The organism is Streptomyces sp. MH60, from assembly GCF_002939385.1.
Taxonomy (GTDB): Bacteria; Actinomycetota; Actinomycetes; order Streptomycetales; family Streptomycetaceae; genus Streptomyces.
Genome location: NZ_MULI01000008.1, coordinates 1 through 19,370, shown reverse-complemented (window position 1 = coordinate 19,370; position 19,370 = coordinate 1). Strand labels below are relative to the sequence as shown.

At 71.0% G+C, this 19,370-nt stretch carries 36 protein-coding genes; all 36 read right to left on the bottom strand.

The window, feature by feature from the left end; genetic code table 11:
• Positions 1 to 5: 5 nt before the first annotated feature.
• Positions 6 to 1,178: a hypothetical protein gene (locus BZZ08_RS08190; protein ID WP_104631484.1), complete on the bottom strand. Its 1,173-nt coding sequence runs from the start codon at positions 1,176 to 1,178 to the stop codon at positions 6 to 8.
• Positions 1,179 to 1,181: 3 nt separating this feature from the next.
• Positions 1,182 to 1,604 (bottom strand): hypothetical protein, encoded by a 423-nt coding sequence (locus BZZ08_RS08185; RefSeq protein WP_104631483.1) that lies wholly within the window; start codon positions 1,602 to 1,604, stop codon positions 1,182 to 1,184.
• On the bottom strand, positions 1,601 to 3,808 hold the full coding sequence (locus tag BZZ08_RS08180) for a hypothetical protein (protein WP_104631482.1): 2,208 nt from the start codon (positions 3,806 to 3,808) through the stop codon (positions 1,601 to 1,603). Before BZZ08_RS08180 ends, BZZ08_RS08185 begins: the two co-directional genes overlap by 4 nt.
• A 65-nt stretch (positions 3,809 to 3,873) precedes the next feature.
• Positions 3,874 to 5,652: a hypothetical protein gene (locus tag BZZ08_RS08175; RefSeq protein ID WP_104631481.1), complete on the bottom strand. Its 1,779-nt coding sequence runs from the start codon at positions 5,650 to 5,652 to the stop codon at positions 3,874 to 3,876.
• Between the two features lie 73 nt (positions 5,653 to 5,725).
• Positions 5,726 to 6,271, bottom strand: a complete 546-nt coding sequence (gene dcd / locus BZZ08_RS08170) for a dCTP deaminase (RefSeq protein WP_104631480.1) — start codon at positions 6,269 to 6,271, stop codon at positions 5,726 to 5,728.
• Between the two features lie 62 nt (positions 6,272 to 6,333).
• A complete protein-coding gene (locus BZZ08_RS08165) occupies positions 6,334 to 6,816 on the bottom strand; it encodes a hypothetical protein (RefSeq protein WP_104631479.1) in 483 nt (160 codons plus the stop codon).
• Positions 6,809 to 6,985, bottom strand: a complete 177-nt coding sequence (locus tag BZZ08_RS38775) for a hypothetical protein (protein WP_157953321.1) — start codon at positions 6,983 to 6,985, stop codon at positions 6,809 to 6,811. Before BZZ08_RS38775 ends, BZZ08_RS08165 begins: the two co-directional genes overlap by 8 nt.
• Positions 6,985 to 7,182 (bottom strand): hypothetical protein, encoded by a 198-nt coding sequence (locus tag BZZ08_RS08160; RefSeq protein WP_104631478.1) that lies wholly within the window; start codon positions 7,180 to 7,182, stop codon positions 6,985 to 6,987. Before BZZ08_RS08160 ends, BZZ08_RS38775 begins: the two co-directional genes overlap by 1 nt.
• Positions 7,179 to 7,763 carry a hypothetical protein gene (locus BZZ08_RS08155; protein WP_104631477.1) on the bottom strand — a complete coding sequence of 195 codons (585 nt, stop codon included), beginning with the start codon at positions 7,761 to 7,763 and terminating at the stop codon, positions 7,179 to 7,181. The genes BZZ08_RS08160 and BZZ08_RS08155 overlap by 4 nt, the downstream gene beginning before the upstream one ends.
• Complete coding sequence (locus BZZ08_RS08150; protein WP_104631476.1) at positions 7,760 to 8,284, bottom strand: hypothetical protein; 525 nt, start codon at positions 8,282 to 8,284, stop codon at positions 7,760 to 7,762. Before BZZ08_RS08150 ends, BZZ08_RS08155 begins: the two co-directional genes overlap by 4 nt.
• A 25-nt stretch (positions 8,285 to 8,309) precedes the next feature.
• The gene (locus BZZ08_RS08145; RefSeq protein WP_133169159.1) at positions 8,310 to 8,564 is read right to left on the bottom strand and encodes a hypothetical protein; all 255 of its coding nucleotides are present in this window, start codon (positions 8,562 to 8,564) and stop codon (positions 8,310 to 8,312) included.
• Between the two features lie 205 nt (positions 8,565 to 8,769).
• Positions 8,770 to 9,174, bottom strand: coding sequence for a hypothetical protein (locus BZZ08_RS08140; RefSeq protein WP_104631474.1), 405 nt, complete (start codon positions 9,172 to 9,174; stop codon positions 8,770 to 8,772).
• Between the two features lie 13 nt (positions 9,175 to 9,187).
• Positions 9,188 to 9,625 carry a hypothetical protein gene (locus BZZ08_RS08135; protein WP_104631473.1) on the bottom strand — a complete coding sequence of 146 codons (438 nt, stop codon included), beginning with the start codon at positions 9,623 to 9,625 and terminating at the stop codon, positions 9,188 to 9,190.
• A 70-nt stretch (positions 9,626 to 9,695) separates the two neighbouring features.
• Positions 9,696 to 9,902, bottom strand: a complete 207-nt coding sequence (locus BZZ08_RS08130; RefSeq protein ID WP_104631472.1) for a hypothetical protein — start codon at positions 9,900 to 9,902, stop codon at positions 9,696 to 9,698.
• Entirely contained in the window at positions 9,899 to 10,258 is a 360-nt protein-coding gene (locus BZZ08_RS08125) for a hypothetical protein (RefSeq protein WP_104631471.1), read from the bottom strand. The genes BZZ08_RS08130 and BZZ08_RS08125 overlap by 4 nt, the downstream gene beginning before the upstream one ends.
• A gap of 48 nt (positions 10,259 to 10,306) precedes the next feature.
• Positions 10,307 to 10,585 carry a hypothetical protein gene (locus tag BZZ08_RS08120; protein WP_104631470.1) on the bottom strand — a complete coding sequence of 93 codons (279 nt, stop codon included), beginning with the start codon at positions 10,583 to 10,585 and terminating at the stop codon, positions 10,307 to 10,309.
• A 121-nt stretch (positions 10,586 to 10,706) separates the two neighbouring features.
• A complete protein-coding gene (locus BZZ08_RS08115; RefSeq protein WP_104631469.1) occupies positions 10,707 to 11,273 on the bottom strand; it encodes a hypothetical protein in 567 nt (188 codons plus the stop codon).
• Positions 11,266 to 11,619, bottom strand: a complete 354-nt coding sequence (locus BZZ08_RS08110; RefSeq protein WP_104631468.1) for a hypothetical protein — start codon at positions 11,617 to 11,619, stop codon at positions 11,266 to 11,268. The genes BZZ08_RS08115 and BZZ08_RS08110 overlap by 8 nt, the downstream gene beginning before the upstream one ends.
• A 2-nt stretch (positions 11,620 to 11,621) precedes the next feature.
• On the bottom strand, positions 11,622 to 11,906 hold the full coding sequence (locus BZZ08_RS08105) for a hypothetical protein (protein WP_104631467.1): 285 nt from the start codon (positions 11,904 to 11,906) through the stop codon (positions 11,622 to 11,624).
• 3 nt (positions 11,907 to 11,909) lie between these two features.
• The gene (locus BZZ08_RS08100; protein WP_104631466.1) at positions 11,910 to 12,419 is read right to left on the bottom strand and encodes a hypothetical protein; all 510 of its coding nucleotides are present in this window, start codon (positions 12,417 to 12,419) and stop codon (positions 11,910 to 11,912) included.
• Between the two features lie 2 nt (positions 12,420 to 12,421).
• Positions 12,422 to 13,027, bottom strand: coding sequence for a hypothetical protein (locus BZZ08_RS08095; protein WP_104631465.1), 606 nt, complete (start codon positions 13,025 to 13,027; stop codon positions 12,422 to 12,424).
• Positions 13,020 to 13,334 (bottom strand): hypothetical protein, encoded by a 315-nt coding sequence (locus tag BZZ08_RS08090; protein ID WP_104631464.1) that lies wholly within the window; start codon positions 13,332 to 13,334, stop codon positions 13,020 to 13,022. Before BZZ08_RS08090 ends, BZZ08_RS08095 begins: the two co-directional genes overlap by 8 nt.
• Positions 13,331 to 13,699: a beta barrel domain-containing protein gene (locus BZZ08_RS08085; protein WP_104631463.1), complete on the bottom strand. Its 369-nt coding sequence runs from the start codon at positions 13,697 to 13,699 to the stop codon at positions 13,331 to 13,333. Before BZZ08_RS08085 ends, BZZ08_RS08090 begins: the two co-directional genes overlap by 4 nt.
• 2 nt (positions 13,700 to 13,701) lie before the next feature.
• Positions 13,702 to 14,373 (bottom strand): hypothetical protein, encoded by a 672-nt coding sequence (locus tag BZZ08_RS08080; protein ID WP_104631462.1) that lies wholly within the window; start codon positions 14,371 to 14,373, stop codon positions 13,702 to 13,704.
• A gap of 78 nt (positions 14,374 to 14,451) precedes the next feature.
• Positions 14,452 to 14,949: a PASTA domain-containing protein gene (locus BZZ08_RS08075; RefSeq protein WP_104631461.1), complete on the bottom strand. Its 498-nt coding sequence runs from the start codon at positions 14,947 to 14,949 to the stop codon at positions 14,452 to 14,454.
• Between the two features lie 46 nt (positions 14,950 to 14,995).
• Positions 14,996 to 15,352, bottom strand: coding sequence for a hypothetical protein (locus BZZ08_RS08070; protein ID WP_104631460.1), 357 nt, complete (start codon positions 15,350 to 15,352; stop codon positions 14,996 to 14,998).
• Between the two features lie 126 nt (positions 15,353 to 15,478).
• Positions 15,479 to 15,826 (bottom strand): hypothetical protein, encoded by a 348-nt coding sequence (locus tag BZZ08_RS08065; protein ID WP_104631459.1) that lies wholly within the window; start codon positions 15,824 to 15,826, stop codon positions 15,479 to 15,481.
• Entirely contained in the window at positions 15,823 to 16,038 is a 216-nt protein-coding gene (locus tag BZZ08_RS08060; RefSeq protein ID WP_104631458.1) for a hypothetical protein, read from the bottom strand. Before BZZ08_RS08060 ends, BZZ08_RS08065 begins: the two co-directional genes overlap by 4 nt.
• Before the next feature lie 109 nt (positions 16,039 to 16,147).
• Entirely contained in the window at positions 16,148 to 16,555 is a 408-nt protein-coding gene (locus BZZ08_RS08055; RefSeq protein ID WP_104631457.1) for a hypothetical protein, read from the bottom strand.
• A 4-nt stretch (positions 16,556 to 16,559) separates the two neighbouring features.
• Positions 16,560 to 17,093 carry a hypothetical protein gene (locus BZZ08_RS08050; RefSeq protein WP_133169158.1) on the bottom strand — a complete coding sequence of 178 codons (534 nt, stop codon included), beginning with the start codon at positions 17,091 to 17,093 and terminating at the stop codon, positions 16,560 to 16,562.
• On the bottom strand, positions 17,090 to 17,704 hold the full coding sequence (locus tag BZZ08_RS08045) for a hypothetical protein (protein ID WP_104631455.1): 615 nt from the start codon (positions 17,702 to 17,704) through the stop codon (positions 17,090 to 17,092). Before BZZ08_RS08045 ends, BZZ08_RS08050 begins: the two co-directional genes overlap by 4 nt.
• The gene (locus BZZ08_RS08040; RefSeq protein ID WP_104631454.1) at positions 17,704 to 17,985 is read right to left on the bottom strand and encodes a hypothetical protein; all 282 of its coding nucleotides are present in this window, start codon (positions 17,983 to 17,985) and stop codon (positions 17,704 to 17,706) included. Before BZZ08_RS08040 ends, BZZ08_RS08045 begins: the two co-directional genes overlap by 1 nt.
• Entirely contained in the window at positions 17,982 to 18,242 is a 261-nt protein-coding gene (locus tag BZZ08_RS08035) for a hypothetical protein (RefSeq protein WP_104631453.1), read from the bottom strand. The genes BZZ08_RS08040 and BZZ08_RS08035 overlap by 4 nt, the downstream gene beginning before the upstream one ends.
• Positions 18,239 to 18,652 carry a hypothetical protein gene (locus BZZ08_RS08030; protein WP_104631452.1) on the bottom strand — a complete coding sequence of 138 codons (414 nt, stop codon included), beginning with the start codon at positions 18,650 to 18,652 and terminating at the stop codon, positions 18,239 to 18,241. Before BZZ08_RS08030 ends, BZZ08_RS08035 begins: the two co-directional genes overlap by 4 nt.
• 70 nt (positions 18,653 to 18,722) lie before the next feature.
• Positions 18,723 to 19,139 carry a hypothetical protein gene (locus BZZ08_RS08025; protein WP_104631451.1) on the bottom strand — a complete coding sequence of 139 codons (417 nt, stop codon included), beginning with the start codon at positions 19,137 to 19,139 and terminating at the stop codon, positions 18,723 to 18,725.
• An 18-nt stretch (positions 19,140 to 19,157) separates the two neighbouring features.
• A partial coding sequence (locus tag BZZ08_RS38770) for a hypothetical protein (RefSeq protein WP_157953320.1) occupies positions 19,158 to 19,370 on the bottom strand: 213 nt, incomplete at its 5' end.

Sequence of the window (19,370 nt, the reverse complement as noted above, 5' to 3'; positions counted from 1 at the left end):
TGCTCCTACTCGAACAGGCTCGCGCCGTGCTGGAAGTGGGTCGGGATGTTCCAGTCCTGCCGCTCGCGCGAGGTGTGGGCGGGCTCGGCGTGGGAGAAGCCGTGCCCGGCCGGGTCGGTCGGCAGCGGCGCCTGGCCGGTGCCGTGGCCGGTGTCGGCGTGGGAGAACCCGGACGGCACCGGCGGCCGGTAGTGCTCGGAGGCGCCCGGCCCGGCCAGGTTCGCGTCCCACTTCTCGCTCATCTCGCTCCTCGCCTTGTCGAAGCCGTGCAGCAGGTCGTCCGACGCGTGCTGCGTGGTGTACTCCGGGGACGCGCCCGGCGAGGCCGCGTTGGCGTCCCACTTCTTGTCCATCTCGGTCTTCGCGTCGTCGAGGCCGTGGAGCAGCTCGTGCGAGGGCGCCGGGGGCTCCGGGTGCGTCGAAGGAGCGAAGGTGCTCGGCGCTGCGTCGGGCCCGTGCCGCCACCAGTCCTTCAGTCGCTGGTAGAAGCCCGCCACGCTCGGCTCCAGGGACGCCGTCGTGGTCGTGGCGGCCGCCGGGTTGGTCCGGCCCTCCAGGTCGTCCAGGCGCCGGTTGACCTCGTCGAAGGTGCCGGAGCCACCGGCGGCCCCCGGGTCGGCCGCCGGACGCCCGGCGCTCTCCGGGAGGGCCTTCGGCATCCCGCCGGGCTTGAAGTGCTTGGCCCGGTCGGTGATCGGCCCGTCGGCCGCGCCGCCCCACGACTCGTACGCCAGCGGGTAGGCGTCCGCGTGCTTGCGCACGGCTTCGGTGGCCAGCTTCAGGCACTCGGCCATCGGCACGCTCGGGTTGTCCCGGGCGGCCAGCGACGCGAGGTGCGCGACGGCCGCGTCCATGCCCCGCTCCTGAGCCGCCGTCACCGTCCGCCGCGCGGCCGTCTTCTGCGCGGCCTGCTTCTTCGCGGTGGACAGCAGCCGCCAGCGCCGGGTCAGGTCGTCGGTCAGCGCGTCGAGCGGGTAGCCCCGGAGACTGGCCACGGCCTGCAGCTGCGAGTCGGCGAGCGCCAGCCGGTTGAGGAGGTCGACGTCGTTGGCCGCCTGGTAGACGAACTGGCCCACCAGGCGCTCGGTGTCGGCGAGCGCGGCCGTGCGGGCCAGCTCGCGCCGCTCCGCGTCGAGGTCGGCGGTCGCGCCGTCCCACATCAGGTCGGAGGTGTCCATGGCTCAGGCGCCCTTCGTGTCGTACTGCTGCACCGGCCCGTAGGACTCCCAGGCGGAGACGGCGGCGGTGTCCGTGTGACCTGCAGAGGCCAGGTGCCTGCCGATGGCCTCGATCGCCTCGGGCATCAGCAGGCCGACAGTGCTGAGTTCCTGGTAGGAGTGCAGGGCAGCGTCAAGGAGCGCCCGGCAGCGCTCGACGTCCTGCACGGCCTTGACCTGGTACGCAACGTCGGCGGCGGAACGCTTGATCTGCCTCCAGGCGTCGTCTCCGTCCAGCAGGCTGCCGTCCGCCGTCAGGAAGAGCAGCTCGTCGCCGCCGTCTTCCTTGCGGAGCTGGAGGTTGCGCACCGGCTCCTTCTTCGAGATGTCGTTCTGGGCCGCCGCGTACTGCGTCCACAGTTCGGCGAGTTCTTTGACATCGCTCATCGCTGGCCCTTCTTCTCGGCGAGGAGGCCCGCCTGCACGCGGCGGCGGAACGAGGAGGCCGTCGGCGAGAGGCCGGAGCCGGTGTTGGTCGCGGACGCCATGCCGGTGTCGGGGATGGTCACCGGCGTGCCCTGCGGCGCGGTCGCCGAGGGCGGGACGACCGGCTGGCCGAGCGGCTCGGCCCCGTTGTAGGGGGCGGCCCCGGCCGGGGCCGCCGCGTCCTGCTGCCCCGCGAGCGGGCCGGGGCGGCCGGGACCGTTGATCGGGGTGTCGCCGGTCGGCGACGGCGACGTGGACGGGTTGGTGGTCTCCAGGTCGATGCCGGTGGCGGCCTCGACGTGCAGGTACGTGCCGTCGGTCGGCAGGACCTCGGCGGCGGCGACCTTGTGGGTCAGCTCGCGGTGCCGGGCGATCCGCTCGCCCAGGCCCGGCTCCACCTCGGACAGCGACGCGTGCACGGACAGCCACGCCAGCCGCTGCGAGGGAAGGTCGGTCAGCGCGGCGTAGATACCGGCCTCCAGCTCGGGCGAGCCGGGCCGCACGACCGGGGTGCCGGGCTTCCAGCGGGCCGCGTACTTGTAGCCGCGCTGGAAGTCCGGGTGGGACATCTCCTGCTTCGAGGCGACCTTCCGGGACGCGAACGCCGGGTGCATCCGGCCGGTGCCGTTGTCGCCGCCCATGGACACCGGCACGTTCTGCGCGGGCGCGGACGGCGCCGCGTTGGTGTAGGACTGGGTGTAAGCCGGGGCGGCGTGGGCGTCACCGAAGGACGGCGCAGCGTCCGGGTTGGCCGCATCCGCCGCGCCGCTCCCGGCCTCCTGGACGTTGCGGGGCGGCGTGGTCGCCGGGGAGTTCGCGATGTTCGGCTGCGGGAACTGGTGGGGCTGGGTCCACTGGTCGGCCTGCACCCGCCGCGAGGCGTGCGCCTGGTGGCCGCCGGAGACTTCCCCGCCCTGGTCGTAGTGGGCCTGGCCGGTCATGCCGTCGGCCTGCTCGCCCTCGTCGAGGAGCCACGGGAACGCCACGGTGGTCGGCAGCGGAGTCGTGTGCGTCTGGTTGTTGACGTCGGTGGTCTGCTGGACCTGCTGCAGCCCGGACGCGGCCTCCTTCTTCCGGCCGGGGAACGCCGGGCCCGCCTGCTGGGTCTGCTCGGTCTCCTCCTGCGCGGGCTCCGCCTCCGGCTGCTTGGCGGGGCCGCCCTCGACCGGGATGTCGGCGTAGTCGGAGTGCCCGCCCGCCCGCTCCGGCGAGGAGCTGCCCCCGGCGGGGCCCTCACCGGCGAGCGAGGAGCCGCCCTCGCCGCCACCGGTGCTGCCGCCCAGGGACGGCTCCGCACCCGGGCCGGTCATGTTCCCGGTCTCCGAGTGCCCGCCGGGCACCTCCGGGCTGGAGTTCCCGCCGCCGTTGACGGCCTGCTGGATCGCCGGGGCCCGGTCGGAGGTCTCCGTCCCGACGATGCCCGCGTTCATGTCGTTGACCGGCGGCGCGAAGTTGTCGAAGACGTCCGGCGGCAGCGGCGTCGCCTTCTCCGTCACCCCGTCCGGCGCGGTCGTCTGCTGGATCTGGTCGATCCCGGACGCCGCCGTCCGGGACCGCAGGAACGCCGCGTAGTCCACGAACACCGACTCCGCCGTGGCGGCCTGCGTGCCCAGACTCGCCGCGACGTGCCGCGCCATGCCCCGGGCCTGCTCGGTGAACTCCTGCTCGTCCCGCAGGACGATCTCCGGCACGCGGCCGTACCACAGGGCCGCCTGCGCGACCATGCGGCCGTGGTCGAACTCGTCGTCGGCGACCTCGGTGCTCAGCCAGTCCGACTCGGACGTACCCCGCGCGGTACGCGAGATGACCGGCGTCATCGCCTCACGGATCGAGGTGTCCGCCAGGTCCATCTCCCGGTCCAGAGCGGCGGTACGCCGTTCGGCCTGGTCCAGTTCGTCGAGTGCCTGGACGAGCTTCATCTGCTCGTCGAACATGGTGGCGCTCGCGATCCGCTGCAGCAGCTCGGAGCGTTGGGTGCTGGGCATGCTGTTCTCCTCCTGCGCGCCCGCGCGGCGCATCCGGCGGCGTACGGACTTGTCTTCGCGGGAGGGGTTGCGGCGCGTACCACGCGCAGCAGGACGCATCGGCTCACGAACGGACTCGTCGTCGGCCCACGGATCGCTGACCCACAGGTCGTCCGGCGCGTCACGGCTGGTGTCGTACATGCGTCACCCCTCCTTCCGCCCCTTGGAGGGCCGAAGAAGGGGTGAGACAGGAAGAGGTCCTCAGCTCAGCTGTCGCGTCCGTTGGGCAGGTGCGGACCGATGTACCCGATGTGCACCATGCCCGTGGGCCCGCACGTGTCGTCGTACACGTGCATACGCGGCGCAGGAGGCCGCCCGTGGTCGATACGCACATGCTCGGCCATGACCACCGGGCCGAGATCCGGCACGGTGAACGTCCGCGCGGCGGTGTACTTCGGATCGCGCGACAGGGCCGATGCGTCATTAGGGGCATGCCACGTGGTGGGGAAGATGACCGTGGCCCTCTGCCACTGCAGGTAGGACCGCATGTGAGGCAGTACAACCGGGCCGTGCTCCGCCTTCGCCTCCGCGTACGCCTGGTAGGACTCCAGGGCGGACCAGCTTCGCTGCAGCCACACCTTCTCCTTCTCGTGGCCGCGCAGCAGTCCCACTCCCTTGGCGATGTTACCGACGCGGACCTTCGTCAGCAGTCCTCCCGCCAGCTCCAGCAGCTCGTCCCAGCTCTTCGGACCCGGCAGCGGCTCTGGCGCCGGGTCCGAGTAGCTCTTGCCGAGGCTCTGGGCCCGCTCCCGCCGCAGCCACGCCGCCTCACTGGTCAGCCGCTCCACCTCGGCTTCGGCCGCCTCATACGCCGCCCACGCCCGTTCGGCCTGCTCCTGCGCCTGCCGGGCATCACTGGCCTGGGCCTCCTCCAGAAGCCTGGTGGCCGCCGTCTCGGCCGCGTTCTTGAGCCGCAGCATCTCCTGGCCGTGCCGCTGCGCGGCGGACAGCTCGTCCCGCAGCCCGTTGATCACCTGGTTCAGCCGCTCGTTGTCCTCCTCCACGCGCTGCTTCTCCACCAGCAGCCGTGTGGACGCCGGACCGACCTCGGGCAGTGCCCAGTTCGCGTGGAAGTCCTCGATCTCGGCGCGCACGTCCCGCTCGTAGTGCACCGGCAGCCGGGAGTAGCGGACGACCGCCTCGGCGACCTCCTTCTGCAGCTGCTCGATCCCGCCGCCCGGCGGCCGACGGATGACGCAGTCGGTGAGCGGCCACCCCTCGGGCCGGGGCCGGTTCGGCACGATCACCGCGCCGCCCCACGGCACCTGCACCTTGAGGTCTCCCAGCTCCGCGTTGACCTCCTGGTCCTGGTCGCCCCACAGCAGGGTCTCCACGACCCTGCCGGTCAGGCTGGGCGGCAGCAGTTTCACCACGCCCGGGACGCTTTCCTCCCGGATGTCGTCCATGTGCTGCCAGTCGTGTGTCAGCACCGTGATGTAGGGCGCGTACGACGTCAGTTCGGCCAGGGTGTCTCTGGTGGGGACGTCCTGGCTGGACAAGGTGGAGTCGGTGAGCGTCAACTGCCCCGAGGCCCAGTCGCACATCGAGAAGAAGGAGTCCTTCAAGGAGTTCTTCGCCAGGTCGAAGAACATCTCCAGCGGGGAGGGCCACTGCTCCTGCCACGGCTGGTCGGCCTCGGCCGTCAGCAGCCATCCCATGCCGACCGGTGCCGCGCCGGGCTGGGACAGCGACTTCTTGGTCGCCTTCGCCTGGACCGTCTCGGCCTTGTCGGGAGAGATCTGCAGCCGGGCCCGGATGCAGGCGCCGTCGTCGGTCCTCCAGGCGGCGTCGAAACCCCACCACCAGTCGCGGCAGGCCCCGGCGCCGTCGGGATCGAACTCCCGCAGCTGCAGAATCCGAGACTGCTGGCGCAGGTCCTCTGTTCTCGCCTGGATGGACTGGATGAAGTTCGGGACCCGGGAGCGCCCCCGGGTCGACCAGACCGTGTCCGGGCGGGGCAGAAACTGGTCCTTGCGCTTCGCCATGGCGTTCTCCCTTTGCTGTGGCGGTAATCGGATTGTGCCGGGAGTCACTGACAACCACCGCCAAAGCACAGAATCAGCGCATCTGGTAGCGAGACTCCGTCGGGCCGTACTGGCCCTGGTAGTGGTTGCCCGCGCTCCCGTACGGCCGCGAGGGGGCGGCCGACATCGGGATCAGGCACAGCTGGGCGATCGGCATCAGCTTCCGCAGCCGGAGCGGCTTGCCCGAGAGATTGGCGATCTCCAGCGTGATCTGTCCGGTGAACCCCGGGTCGATGAAGCCCGCCGTCACGTGGACGGTGAGCCCCAGGCGGCCCAGGGAACTCTTGCCTTCGACCCGGGCCGCCAGGTCCGGCGGCAGGGTCACGCGCTCGACGGTGCAGGCCAGGAGGAAGTCCCCCGGCTCCAGCAGCCAGCCGTCCTCGCCGATCTGGCCGAGCGTCGTGTGCCGGGGCTGAACGTCCGCGACGTCGATCTCGGCCCGCTTCGGTCCGGCGAGGGTGCGTACGTACTGGTCGAGCAGCAGGTCGACCGAAGCGGGCTGGACCCGCTCCGGGTCGAACGGGGAGATGTCCAGGTCCCCTTGGGTGATGCGTTCCGTGATCTGCCAGTCGGCGAGCATGTGGTGGGCTCCTTTCTCCACCCCATAGGCCCGCCGATCAGCCATCGGACAGCCACCCGGTCCTACGCCGCCCTCGGCAGCGGCCGGGGAAGCGAGGACGCCTCCTGGTCCGCGACGCCGAGGACGATCGCGGACACGCACGGCCATCTCACCGTGCTGACGCTCCCCATCGTCCACAGGTCGCCGTCGAGGACGATCGTGGTGTTGCGGTGCACGATCCGGCACCGCCTGCAGATCAGGCCGATCGCCCGGCCGTCGATGAACCCGGACACCGGCCGGTGTCCGAAGTCGGCGGCCGACGCGAACGGCACGCCCCGGCCGGGCAGGCACACCAGGCACGGCCGCTTCCCGGACAGGTAGTACGCGTAGTGCTCGGGCGCCCGCCGGACGGCGTACCCGCCGAACCACGGGGCGCCGAGCGGGTAGTCGTCGGGGCTGTCGCCGTCCCACAGGACCTGCGCCGACTCCAGCGCGTGGCAGTCCTGCGTCCTGTGGTACTTCCGGCCGCCCTGCGAGAAGAACACCGCCGTCAACTCGTCAGCCACGACGCCCTCCTGTCTGGGCCAGGCGCGCGGGCAGCCCCCATGGCCAGAACCACACCGTGACGGCGACGAACCCTCCGACGAAGATCCCCTTGTCGAGGAAGCCGGTGTACCAGTCGGTGGCGGCGCCAGCGGCGACTCCGGCCGCCGCGCCCCCTGCGGTGCGCCACATCAGTCGGACTCCCCGCCGTTCATCGCCCAGATCATGGCCGCGCCGATGCCGTCCGCGATCAGGTCGAAGAGCCGGGCCCACACCGCGAGCGCCACCCCGGCCCCGACGATGACGGCCAGCAGGGTGTTGTCCGAGGCGGCGTAGGCGATGCCGCCGCAGGCGGCACCGGCGACGAGACCTATCAGGAACCGCGTCATGCCACGGTCTCCTTCACCAGCGCGACGACCGGGTGCTCGGGGCAGTGCGGGACGTCCTCGACCCCCATGGTCCAGCCCTCGGGCAGCGGTTCGCCGAGGAGCATGTCCGCCGTGCACGTCGAGGTGGGAGTGCCGCCGCAGCGGACCCGGGGCCCGTTCTCCGGCGCCGAGCTGATCCGCCGCGAAACCAGCGGAACGCCTCCACCGGCGCGAGTGGCCTCGGCGTGCAGGGCGACCAGCTCGTCGGTCCACACGACCGTGAGGTCGCGCAGGTAGTCCATCTGCGCCTGAACGATCCGTACCCGGACCCGCATCGGCAGCAGCCGCCGCCAGCCGCCGAGCCCGTCGTACAGGGCCTCGATCATCCGGTCCGCGTACCAGGCGATCTGCCCCTGGCGGGTCTTCTTCAGCTGCTGCAGGTCCATGTGACGCTGCGAGGTGCGCATCCGGCGGGCGTACAGCCCGGCGACGAGGAACGCCAGATCGTCGTCGGTCATCGCGTCGAACACCCGCTCCTGCGGGAAGAACTGCCCGTGCGGGTAGTAGACGAGCGACACGTGGCCCACATTCTTGCTGCTCATGCTGCCTTCTCCTCGGTCACGGCGGTGGGGGCCTGCGCGCGCAGCTGCCGCTGGTAGGTGTTGACGACGGTCTCCCAGGTCATGCCGCACGCCCGGCTCAGGAGCTTCTCGGCCGAGGCGGCGGTGTCCGGGTCGACGCGGATCTTGCGGTGGAGGGCCTCGCGCAGGACGGCGCCCATCTGCTCGGTGCGGTCCCCGCTGGTGTTCAGGTTCAGCAGGTCCAGCGGCGTGTTGTCCTCGAACAGGAACAGCTGGGCGCCCTGCGCACCCCAGACGCGGATGCCACGGTCGGTCAGGCCGATGGTCCGCTGGGAACGGCGGTAGTCGAGGTAGTTCGTCACCAGCGTCGTGAAGGCGGGCACCACGCCGAGCGTCCGGGCCACCTTCTGGTGGGTCCACTGCAGGCGGGTGTGACGACGGCTGGAGAAGTCGTCCAGGGCCAGGCAGGCCACGAACCGGTGGGCCTCCATGTCGCGGAGGCCGACGTTGTCGCGGACTGCGTGAATGTCCGGGTGGGGCATGGCGGGTTGCCCCCCTTTCGTTCAGTCAGAGGGTGGAGGCCGTCAGGCGGCGGCGGTAAGCGAAGAGCGACGTCAGGGTGATGCTCGGCGTCCCGGGAATCAGCTCCAGCGGGCCGACGATGCCCCGCGCGGCGTTCTTCCGGGACTTCTCGACCAGGTCGTCCATCTTCTCGGTGCTCCACCCCAGCCACTCCGCCGCCTGGTCGGGCAGCATGGTGCACGCACTGATGTCGACCCCGGATACGGAGGCGCGCTCGGAAGCAGGGCGTGGTCCAGACATGGTGGATCTCCTGGCGGGTGGAGACAGGCGAACTGACGAGCAGATGCACAGACTTGGCGGGATCTGTTCGCCACACTCTACACGCGCCGAACAGGTGGATGAGGCATATGCAAAAAACTGACACGGCGTGTCATCCGCTGGCCAGAGACCGACATGGCGAAGCCCCGCCCCCGGAAACGGCAGGGCGGGGCTCCAACGGTACGGACTACAACGGCGCGTGCATCAGCAGCTGCAACTCGACGGCGTCGATCCGCGCCCCGCTTGCTGCCACGTCCGCGTCGGCCAGCAGGTCCCGCACCGTTGCCGCCGCATGCTGTCCGTTCGTGGGGCCCACATCCCGCCGCCACGCCGTCAGGTCGATGACCGCTGTCACGCCCACGTTCCATCCCATGTAACCCGAGCCAGCGGGCGGCGGCTCGTTGATCACTGCCTGCAGCACCGCACACCCGGCCTCGCCCGGATACGACTCTCTGACAGCCCGGCGCAGCGACGGCTCCAGCGCGGCGGCCGTCCCGGGGATCTGCCCCTTCTCATCGACCGACACCGACACGTAGTACGCCGCCGACAGCTTCCCTGTCGTCTCCTCCTGGGGAGACACGTCCTTCGCCATGCCGCCCATCCTCTCAGGCGGCCTTCGCCATGTCGGCGGCCGTCAGCGGCTTGTACTGGTTGCGGATCCGCCCGCCGTACAGGTGGGCGATCTCGCCGAGCCGCGTGACGTGGAACGTCCCGGGCTGGCGCCGGAGCAGGACCTGCAGCGCCTTGCCCTCCATGGGCGGCTGCTCGTGGAACTTCTGGCCGTTGCCCGGCGCCGTCCAGTGCTTGTACGAGTCGGCCAGCTGCCGCAGGTCCTGGGTCGGGGCCAGCGGCGTGTACTGGATGACGGTCCAGTCGTCGGCCGTGACGACGAACCCGCCGCCGGGCTGCTGACGCACCTGCTGGTCCTCGTAGACCTCGGTGAGTACGAAGTTCACCTGGGCGCCGTGGACGACCTCGGCGTGCTTGGTGCGGTGGTTGACGCGGAGGTAGGCGGAGGCCTTCGCGAGGGCGTACGTGGACATGGGTGTTCTCCTCGTGGCGGTCGAGGTGGTGGATGTGGTGGCGGCCGGTTGGCGGTCCGGCCGGACAGGGTCAGTCCCAGGCGGGGGAGACCTCATCCAGGGTGAAGGAGCGGATGTCGCGGACGCAGGAGGCCCAGGCGTCCCGTTCGGCGGTGGCCCCGTTCAGCGCGCGGGCCTTGGCCTCCTTCAGGGTGGCGAAGACGAACTCGCCGTCCGGCTCCTCGTCGGTCCACCGGGCGTTGAACGCGGCGGCGTCGAGGTCGATCCGGATGTTCATGCGAGCACCTTGCGGAACTCCAGCGCGGCCAAGACGGCCTTCTCCGAGGCTCTGGTGCGCTGGGTGATCTCCTGGATGCTCTTGCCGGACAGGTACAGCTCAGTGATGTGGTCGATCACCCGGAACGGCAGGCCCTCGACGGTGACCTCCCGGCGCGTGGCGATCACTTGGTCGCGCACCCGGCGGCCGTGGCGGGTGAGGTAGTAGCCGGAGCCCCTCTGGGTCACGTACCGCCTGGTCATCATCAGCGGGAACTGGGCGCTCGCGCCGATGACCCGCCCGGAGACCGGGTCGGCGTGAATCAGCATCTGGCGGATCGGAGCGGGCATGGACGGGGGCGCGGGGCGAGTGGCCATGAGGCTGCCTCCTTGGCGGCGAGGCGGAACTGGCGGAACGTTCTGAGGCTAGCGTGCGGAGGCCTCGGCGAGGCCCTTTCGGGCGATGTCGAGTGCCGTCCGCGTACGCGCGACCGCCTCCGGCTCGGGTCCGGCCAGCGGCCAGGAGCGAACGGAGGCGGAGATGAGGCGGCCGTCGGCGTCGGTGACGGCCCGGGTCGCGCTGCCCCGCCCGGCCCCCTCGGTCAGGGAGATCTCGACGGTGCAGCCGTCGCTGCGCCGGGCGGTCAGGCGGATCGTGCCGCCCAGCGTGACGAGCTTCAGGTCGTGCGCGGTCATCTCCGGCATGGCGTCCTCCCGTGGCGGTCAGAAGAAAGAACGAGCACGGACGCGGACCCGTGGCGGTCGGGTGCGGCCGTGCTCGAATCATGCCAGAAACCTAGGAGGCGTTCAGCATTTCAATGCTTTTTTACTTTCTCTTTGTGCTAGCCCAGGCGTCCTGACGCAGCCGCTCCAGCTCCGCCGGATCCCGCTCCGCCATGAACCCCAAGAACGCCTCCGCCCCCCGGACCCGCAGCGACGCCTTCCGCGCCGCCGTCCGCAGCTCCTCCTGCACCTCCGGAGGAACCTCCTCCCGCGCGGCCTCCACCTGCGCCGCACCCACGCTGCTCACCTCCAGCAGCTCGTCGAACTCGGCGTCCTCATCGCCCGGCTGCTCATGCTCGAACGCCCGCGCCTGGTCCTCCGAGTGCAGCGTCCGATAGCAGCGCCCACACAGCTGGCCGTCATGGAACCGAGTGGTGAACTGGTGCTTTGTCTCCGCGTGTGGATATGTCTCCCGGCCGCACTGCACCACGGTCGGCGTTTCCAGCAGCGCCTTCAGCGCACGACCAGTGCCATCACCCATCTTGATCGTCTCAGTAGGCTCGCTGGTCGCCCGCCACCACACCGGCACCCGCACCTCGATGTGCACGGTGCCCGAGTAGACCGTCTCCACGAAGTACAGCTCCGCGTGCTCCGGCAGCCGCTCAGGCACCAGGCACCTCCCCGTACCCGGGCCGGTCACGGTCGACGATGTCCGTGGGGATCACCCGGTCCCTGATCAGCAGCGAGCGGTCCAGGAGGTCCTCGATCCGCGACCGCTCGCGCGCGGGCCGCGTCATGTACGACGCCCACTGCGACCGCTGGTCCATCGGGTTGTCCGGCCCCGGCCGCCGGGAGAACTCCCGGCAGACGTCCACCACGTACTCGTACGACCCGTCCCGGTACGGACCCGCCACCTCGACGATCACCGCCGTCCCGCCCACCAGGTTGTGCGCCCACATCTGGCCCGCGTGGAAGACCTTCGCCCCCACCGGCAGCGGGTGAATCGACTCGGCCATGATCACAGCTCCTTTGCCGTGGCTTCGTACAGGTCCTGACCACCAGCTCCCCGGGAGCGCACCACCAGGTCCACGTAGCCGTCGATCATCATGAACGCCAGCACGTTCGGCATGCGCTCGACGGCGATGCCGGTACCTGCGCTGATCTGCTCCAGCGTGCTGCGCCCGTTCTTCCGCAGGAAGACCACCACCCGTCGGCGCTGGACCAGCTGCTCCGGCGTGGCCAGATCCGGCGCGGGCGACGGCCGGGGACCGCGCCGGAACAGACGGGAGAGCAGGGAACCCACGCCTCAGCCCCCCTTCGGGGCGTTCATGGCGACCAGGTCGTCGAGCATCTGCTGCTTCTCCTCGTCGAGCCTGGCCAGGTCGACCCCGAAGTGCCCGGCCAGCAGCTCCTGAAGGCGCCTCTCCTCAACCGGCTCGACGGCCGTGCACTCCTCTGTCCCCTCGAACACGGCCACGCGCGTCACCACGGTCCTGCCGAGGGCGATGCCCTTCTCGCCGACGGACTCCAGGAAGTCGAACACGGCCTGCGACTTGTCCTTGACCAGAGTCAGCTTGTCGTGCTCGGGGTACCGGCCCCACCCGCACTCGGGGTGCGGGTGGACCTCCTCGCCGTGCTCCTCGAAGCACAGGCCGCAGGCCAGCAGGCGGCGCTTCTCGCCGCCGTTGACGCGCAGCCGCTCGATCTCCCACAGCAGCTCGCTGACGAAGGTGGCGGGCACCGTGGCGTTCTCGTTGGCGGTCTGCTTGATGTACGCCTCACGCTCGGGTGAGAGCGACGTGTCGGCAACGCTCATGATCACTTCTCCCCGCCCACGATGCCGTCCACGGTCCCCTGGTAGAGGGGCAGCAGGTTCTTCAGAGCGCCGTCGGTGATCCCGTCCGGGTGGTCCGGCCCGCCGAGCGCGTCGACCAGCTCGTGCTTGCGCGCGACGACGTCGGCGTACAGCACGTAGGCGTCGTCCCACACGTCGAGGCGGACCGGCTCCCCGGTGTCCTCGTCCCGGGAGACGTACAGCACCGGACTGTCACTCGGACCGTCCAGCAGCTTCCTCAGATCAGCGATGGTCACGTTCAGCATGTCCTCGAACTCCTCTTCCAGTACGTCCCAGGTGGTTCCGTCCACATCCTCGTGGCTGCCGCTCCGGTGCGGAGGGCGAACGCAGAAGACCTCCTGCGCGTCCATGACGATGCTCATGGCGTTGCAGACCGGCCCGTCGGGAATGCGGGCCTCGATCCACTCCTCGGCCTTCCGCAGCTCCTCCAGCCGGACCCTGCGCGTCTCGGCCGCCTTCGCCGACCGGGCGGAGCGGGCCGCCTTCGCCTCCGGGGAGTTGCGGCGCCGGTTCTTCTCGGCCGTGTCGAGGATGGCCCTCAGGAGCCCGTCCAGCCTGATCTCAGCCACGGTGCATCGCCTCATAAGCCTCATCGGCGGGGTCGATGACGATGTCGCCGTACAGATCAGGGTGCGCGGCCAGCGGCACCCCCACCAGCTCGCTCATGGTCCACTGCGAGCCGATCGCCAACGGCCGCCCCTCGGAGTCCTGACGCAGAGGGATGCCGTCCTCGCAGACGACGTGCCACACCCACGCGCCCTGCGTCCGGTTGTCGCCCCGGTACGAGCCCGCCGACCGCTCCAGCCGGGCACCCTCCGGGATGTCCAGGTCCAGCTCACTGCGCAGGCGCTCCAGGAGCTTCTCGGAGGTCTTCACGATCCCTCCGGCTTCACGACGGCCAGGAGCTGGCGAAGCTGCTCGGTCGTCAGGTCGTCCTGCACCGACCACTTGTTGATCTCGATTCCGGCCTCGCGCAGATCGCGGAACAGCGTCCTGCGCTGCGCCGCCTCGTCGTACTGCTCCTGGGTCTGCAACGCGTCCTTGGCCCCGGTGCCGGTGTCCTCCAGGCCGGTCGTCTTGGAGAACCGGGCGTTCTTCTCGGTGCCCTGGTCGTTCTTGACGTACAGCCACGTCCGGCCGACCCGGGAGACAGTGACGCGCTCGTCGGCCCGGTAACGGCTCGACCTGACCAGGATCAGCGGGTCGCCGACCTTGACAGAGGGAAACGTGCTCCAGCCCATGATCACTTCTCCCCGGGGGCGGACTTGCCGTGCTTGTTCACCCAGGCGCGGGCGGTGTCGCTGTCGGCGAACTCGGTCTCCACCTCGACCCTGTCGACGACGTCGTACACCGTGCCGCCGTTGACCCGGTACCGGTGCTCCCGGTACATTTCCGCGCCGCGCTCGGCGTCCATCTGCCGGACGGCCTCGATCACGCCCCACATGTCCTCGACGGGGCAGGGGTACTCCTCCAGGTGGCCGTCGATGATGCCCGCGAGGACCTCGGCGGTCTCGCGCGGCACGCGGACGGTGACCATGCCGTCGTCCTCGTCGGCGGGTTGGTCGATGAGCGCGACGGCGGTGCTCCACACCTTCTCGGCTTCCTCGTACCCGTGCTGGGCGCGGAAGCGGGACCACAGGTCCGGGAACGGGCCGTCGGGGTTCTGCTCCGGGTCCTCCATCGCGACGAGCACGGCGTCGGTGCTGCAGGAGACGAGCGGCAGGTGCTCGGCGTCCGGGTCGTAGGCGGCGATCTCCACGTGGGCCTCGGCGGCCCCGGCCGTGTGCGTGCGGGCCTCGCCGGTGAAGTACCGGTGCATGGCCTCGGCGACGTGCAGGTAGGGGATCGGCCCGATTCGGGTGACGGACTCGTCGGCCCGGGTGACGGTGATGGCGTACTCGTTCTCGCTGGTCATGGTTCTCCTTGGCGGGATCAGGAAGGAGGGCGGCGGCGCCGAGCGGCCCACAGGCGCCGCCGCCAGTTCAGGAACGCGTCAGCAGGACTCGTCGAGCTTCACGGAGTTGATCGTGACGCGCAGAACGTCCGTGGCGCCGGGCTGCGGGTCCTGGCTGCACACCTTCCAGTTGCTGTTGTTGAGGATGAAGGTGTGGCCGGGGCTGACGGACTCCTCGTCGACCAGGAATCCGGCCGTGTGCAGGACGGTCATCGCGTCGGCGTGGTTCATGCCGACGACGTCCGGCACCGGCTCCGGCTCGGCGGCCGGGGCCGTCTCCTCCTCGACCGTCTCCTCGGCGGCCGGAGTGGCGGGCTCCTCCTCCTTGGCGGGCGTCGCGGGCGCGGCCGGGGTGGCCGTCTTGGTGACGGTGACGGCGGGCTCCGGCTTCGCGTCGGTGCTGCTGTCGCCGCCGTTGACGGCGTTCGCGACCGAGCCGACCACGAGGAGGGCGCCGATGCCGATCCAGAAGCCCTTCCTCCGGTAGACCGGCTTCTTCGGCTTGTCGGCGGGCGGCGGGGTGTACATGCTGCTCATAATCGTCCTTGACGGTGTTGATGAAGCTGATGAGAGATGACAGGGACTACTTGCCGAGGTCCAGGACGTCGAGGTGCCAGGTGTCGGCGTCCTTCGTGCTGATCTCGCACACGTACTTGTTGCGGACCAGCGCACCGAAGGAGTTCTGGCTGTCGACCCAGCCCGAGACCCGGTACTTCCACGGCTTCTTCGCCCGCAGCGTCTTGATCGTCGTGTCCGAGACACCGGAGAACTTCGCCGAGCCGGGCGACTTCAGGTAGTCGCCCTTCTTGATGAACTCCTCGCACATCACGGCCGCGCCCTGCGACGACGGCTTGGTGACGTTGTCGCACGCCGTGGCGAGCAGCAGCGCGCCGACGGCGGCGGCCGGGAACAGGAGACGGCTGAGTCTGGTGACCTTCACGGTCGGATCCCCCCTGGGATGTGGTGTGACGACTGCGCACAGTAGCGGTGTGCGCATGGTGTCCGCCCCCGGTTCGACCCCGGGGCCCCGTACAACAGGCAGGGGCGGACGAGATGTTCAGGAAGATCAGAACGGCGGCGGGCAGGACTCGGACGGGACGTGCAGGTCCCAGCAGCCGCCCTCGTGCGCGCGCCAGCGCTCGGGCATGCCGAGGAACTCGAAGGTCCGCGCCGGACCCTGGCACGGCTCCGGCTCCGGCTCACGCACCCACTCGGGGTCGGGCTCCTCCGACCAGCCGGGCGGCTCGGTCGGCTCGTCGTCGTACAGGTAGGAGGCGTCGCTGCCCCAGTCCGGCTCGACCGGCCCCGCGTACGGCGGCAGCCCCCCGGTGCGCTCCAGGAACGCGAACTCCTCGGAGAAGCACTCCGGCGCGCCCAGCTCCCGGGCCTCCTGCATGGTGATCGGAGTGTTCACCGGCCAGTCCCGTCCTGCGAGCGCCGGACCGGGACGAAGCTCATGGCCAGCCGGATGACGACGAAGCAGCCGAGGAAGTACGCGAAGGTGAGCTGGTCACACAGCGCGCGGGCCTGCACGGTGTCTGGCAGCGTCCGGTCCAGCACGAACCAGACGAGAGGGGTCGCGAGCGGCAGGGCGAGCAGTATCCACCCGAAAGTACGACGGATCATGGACTTGTTCTCCTCGTGGCGGGTCGAGGCGGAAAGAAAGGGTCCCCGCTCTCCGTGGCGGCCGGAGCAGCGCGAGGACCCTCACACTAATGCACATCGATATGCGTGTCTACCCGGTCGCGGCGTTCCTCCCGACCATCACGTCCCACGCCTGGAAACCCACCTTCAGCCGCACCCGCTGGAACCCCTTCGCCCCCACCCGGGCCTCGTCCAGCAGCCACTCCGCCGACCGCGACGTCAGCTCGGCCAGCGTCGAAACCCTCTGCTGCGCAAGGCGGTTCGCCACCCGGTGCCCCATCGCATCGTGCCCCAGCAGGTCAAACAGCTCACCCCCGCCGCACCGGTCACACGACACCCGCTCCCGGGCCGCAGGCTGATCGGCGACCAGCGGCAGCGGCCCGGCCGGGAACGCCCGCACCAGAGCGGCGAACGCCTCCACCTCCTCCAGCGGCGCCCCCCGCTCCAGCAGCCGACCAGCCGCCGCCTGCAACTCCTCCACCGGCCCGTCGACAGGCATGACGTCAGTGCTCCTCGGGTGTTGCGGGAATGTCGGCGGGAGCCTGGAAAGCGGCGCAGGGGCACGGCGCGCTGTCCGGCCCGGCGGTGCAGCGCGGGCCGGGGACGTGCCAGTTGTAGGGGTGGTGGCAGTCGGGCCGGGCGCACGGCGTACTGAGAGTCACCAGGCGGGGCGAGGCGCCCCGGGGCGTACCGCACACCCCGCAGTGCACCCAGGTACGGCCGTCGGCGTCGCGGGCCGGTTCGTTTTCGTTGTCGCCGTCGAGGGCGGTCACCCACACGTGCTCGCAAGCGGTCTCGGCGGTCACCCCGGCACAGTCGGCGTGCACGGGGACCCCGGTGCCGCGCATGGCCCCGCCGGGGCGGCGCTGGTCGGGGTCGGTGCCCACGTACACGGTGACCATGGCCCGGCCGAGGATCGGCAGGACGCACGCGGCGCAGGACAGACCGCGCCCGGGATGGCCCTCGGGCAGAACGCGGGGCGCGTCCAGGACAGTCGGCATGGTGTCGGCGGGCACGCGGACGGGGATAGTGCTCACGGTTGCTCCTCGGTGGTGGGCAGGTCATGCAGGAGTAGACCGTGCGCGTCGAGGACGGCACGCAGCTGGTCGGTGGAGACGCCGAGGTCGGCGGCGGCGGCGTCCAGAGCGCCGGTGCGCGCCCGGTAGCGGACCTCGGTGGCCTCGCGGTTCTGCTCTGTGGTCAGTGCACGCGCTTCGGCGGCCTCGCGCCACGCGCCTCCAACGGCATCCTTGACGGAGTTGTTGACGGCGTGGGTGGTCATTCCGTAGCGGGCAGCGATGACGCCAGGAGAGTCCCCCGCCTCGTAGTCCCGGACGGCGTCCGGCCACTCGGGCAGAGTAGGCGGGGCAGGGCGCCTCCCGCTCTCCTGAACCGGGCGCCGCCACAGCTCCTCGCGAGACCGCCCGGCCGCATCGAGCACGGCATACACCGCGTGCACGCTGGTCTCATACACGCGGGCGAGAACCGAGACGGAAAGCTGCTCCTCGCGGCTGCACCGGATGATCGCATCAGCATCAGGAAGCCGTCCGGTCGCCTGCCGGTACCGCTCGGGCGCAGCAGTGCTCCCCAGCGCCCTCGCTCCCTTGGCGAGGCGGTGCAGGGCGGCGGCGCTTGGCGGTCGGCTCATCAGGAGCGCTCCTCGGTCCTGCGGCGGATGGCTTCGAGCCACTCGCGGGCGGTCTGGGCGTGCTGAAGACTGACCCCGGCGCGGCGGGCGTTGCGGCGCCGGGCCTCGATGGTGGTACAGCGGTCCATGCGGTAGCTGTAGGTGCGGGCCTGGGCCAGCCAGTAGGCAAGGCGCGCTTCCTGCTCGGCGGCCTTCGCGGCGAGCGCGGCCGGGTCGTCGGGCAGGCGGGCCAGGTACGCGACGACGGCCTGTTCGTTGACGGTCTCGTCGTCGTCGGTCACGGGCGCTCCTGGGGTGCGGCGAGGGCGATCAGGGTGCGGGTGAGGGCGTAGCCCTCGGTGCGGGGCGTGCCGTCGTCGTGGGCGGGGCTGGCGTGGAGATCGGCGGCGAGGACGACGCACGGGGCGCCGCTGTCGCGGTCGGCGGCGTCGGCGGTCGCCGCACCCGGCTCGTACGCGGTGATACGGATGCGGGTCGGGCCGTACGGGTACGGGGCGCACGCGCGGTAGGTCTGTCCGGGGGTGATGGTGTGGCTCACTGCTGCTCCTGGGCGTGGAGGGCGGCGCGGGCGGTGATGAGGCGCAGCCGCGCGCGGTGGGCGGCCTCGCGGGTGTTGTGGCCGGTGACGGGGCGGCCGAGGTTGATGCAGTCGGCGGCGAGGGAGGTGAGCATCTCCAGCACGGGCGCGGTGGCGTCGAGGGTGAGGAAGTAGCCGATCCGGCGTTCGGTGCGCCGGGCGCGGTGCAGGGCGGCACGGACGTCGTCCAGGGACGGGGCCGGGCCGAGGTCGGCGAGCGTGGTGGTGAGCCAGTCAACGAAGCTCCCGGGGAGCTTCACGGTGGCGGTAGGCGTGGTCGGGGGCACGGTGGTCCATCCGTCGTCGGTGAGGATGCGGACGGAGGCGTCCGGGCCGGGGTCGGCGAGGTGCTGTTCAGGGCGGTCGGGCATCGGTGTCTCCTCGTGGCGGGTCGAGGGGCCGCGCCCCGGCATCGGCGGGCGGGGCGCGGCCGGGTCCAGGCTAAGGGTGCGGGGAGTGGCCGGGCCGGTCGGGATCGGGTTCCGGCTCGGGGATGTCGGCGGGCATCTGGCGGTACGTGCCGTCCAGGCCGAGGACGAGAGCCTGCCCGTCGTGTTCGGCGGCCAGGTAGCCGTGTTCGGTCCGTTCCTGCGGACCCTCGGCCCATGCGACGTACGAGCCGGGCACGGCGGCGGCGGGCGTCGAACCGTCGTCGAGGATGATGCGCCCGGCGAGGCTGGTGACGATCCACGCGGTCTGGTCGGTCGGCCATCCGTCGGTGTTCCAGCGGCCGTTGCTGTCCTTGTGCGCGGCGGCGGCGATGCCAGCCAGTTCCCGGGCGCGGCGGCGGGCGGTGGCCTGGTCGAGTCCCGGGCCCCGGGCGGGCTGGCTGGCGAGGTAGGCGGTGGACAAGGTCATGTGGTGCGCTCCTAGGGATCAGCCGTGGTCGCGGCGGGCGGCGCGCACGCGGCGCTTGAGGGCTTCGAGGGCGGGCGAGCCGAGGTCCTCGCCGAGGTCGATGCGGCGGCCGTCGTCGAGTCCGGCGCCGCGCTCCAGCCGGTCGTAGACGTCCTCCCAGTCAATGCGGGTGTCGGCGTACCAGCCGTCCACGATGCTCACGGTCATGTTGACCAGTTCGGTGGTGACGTC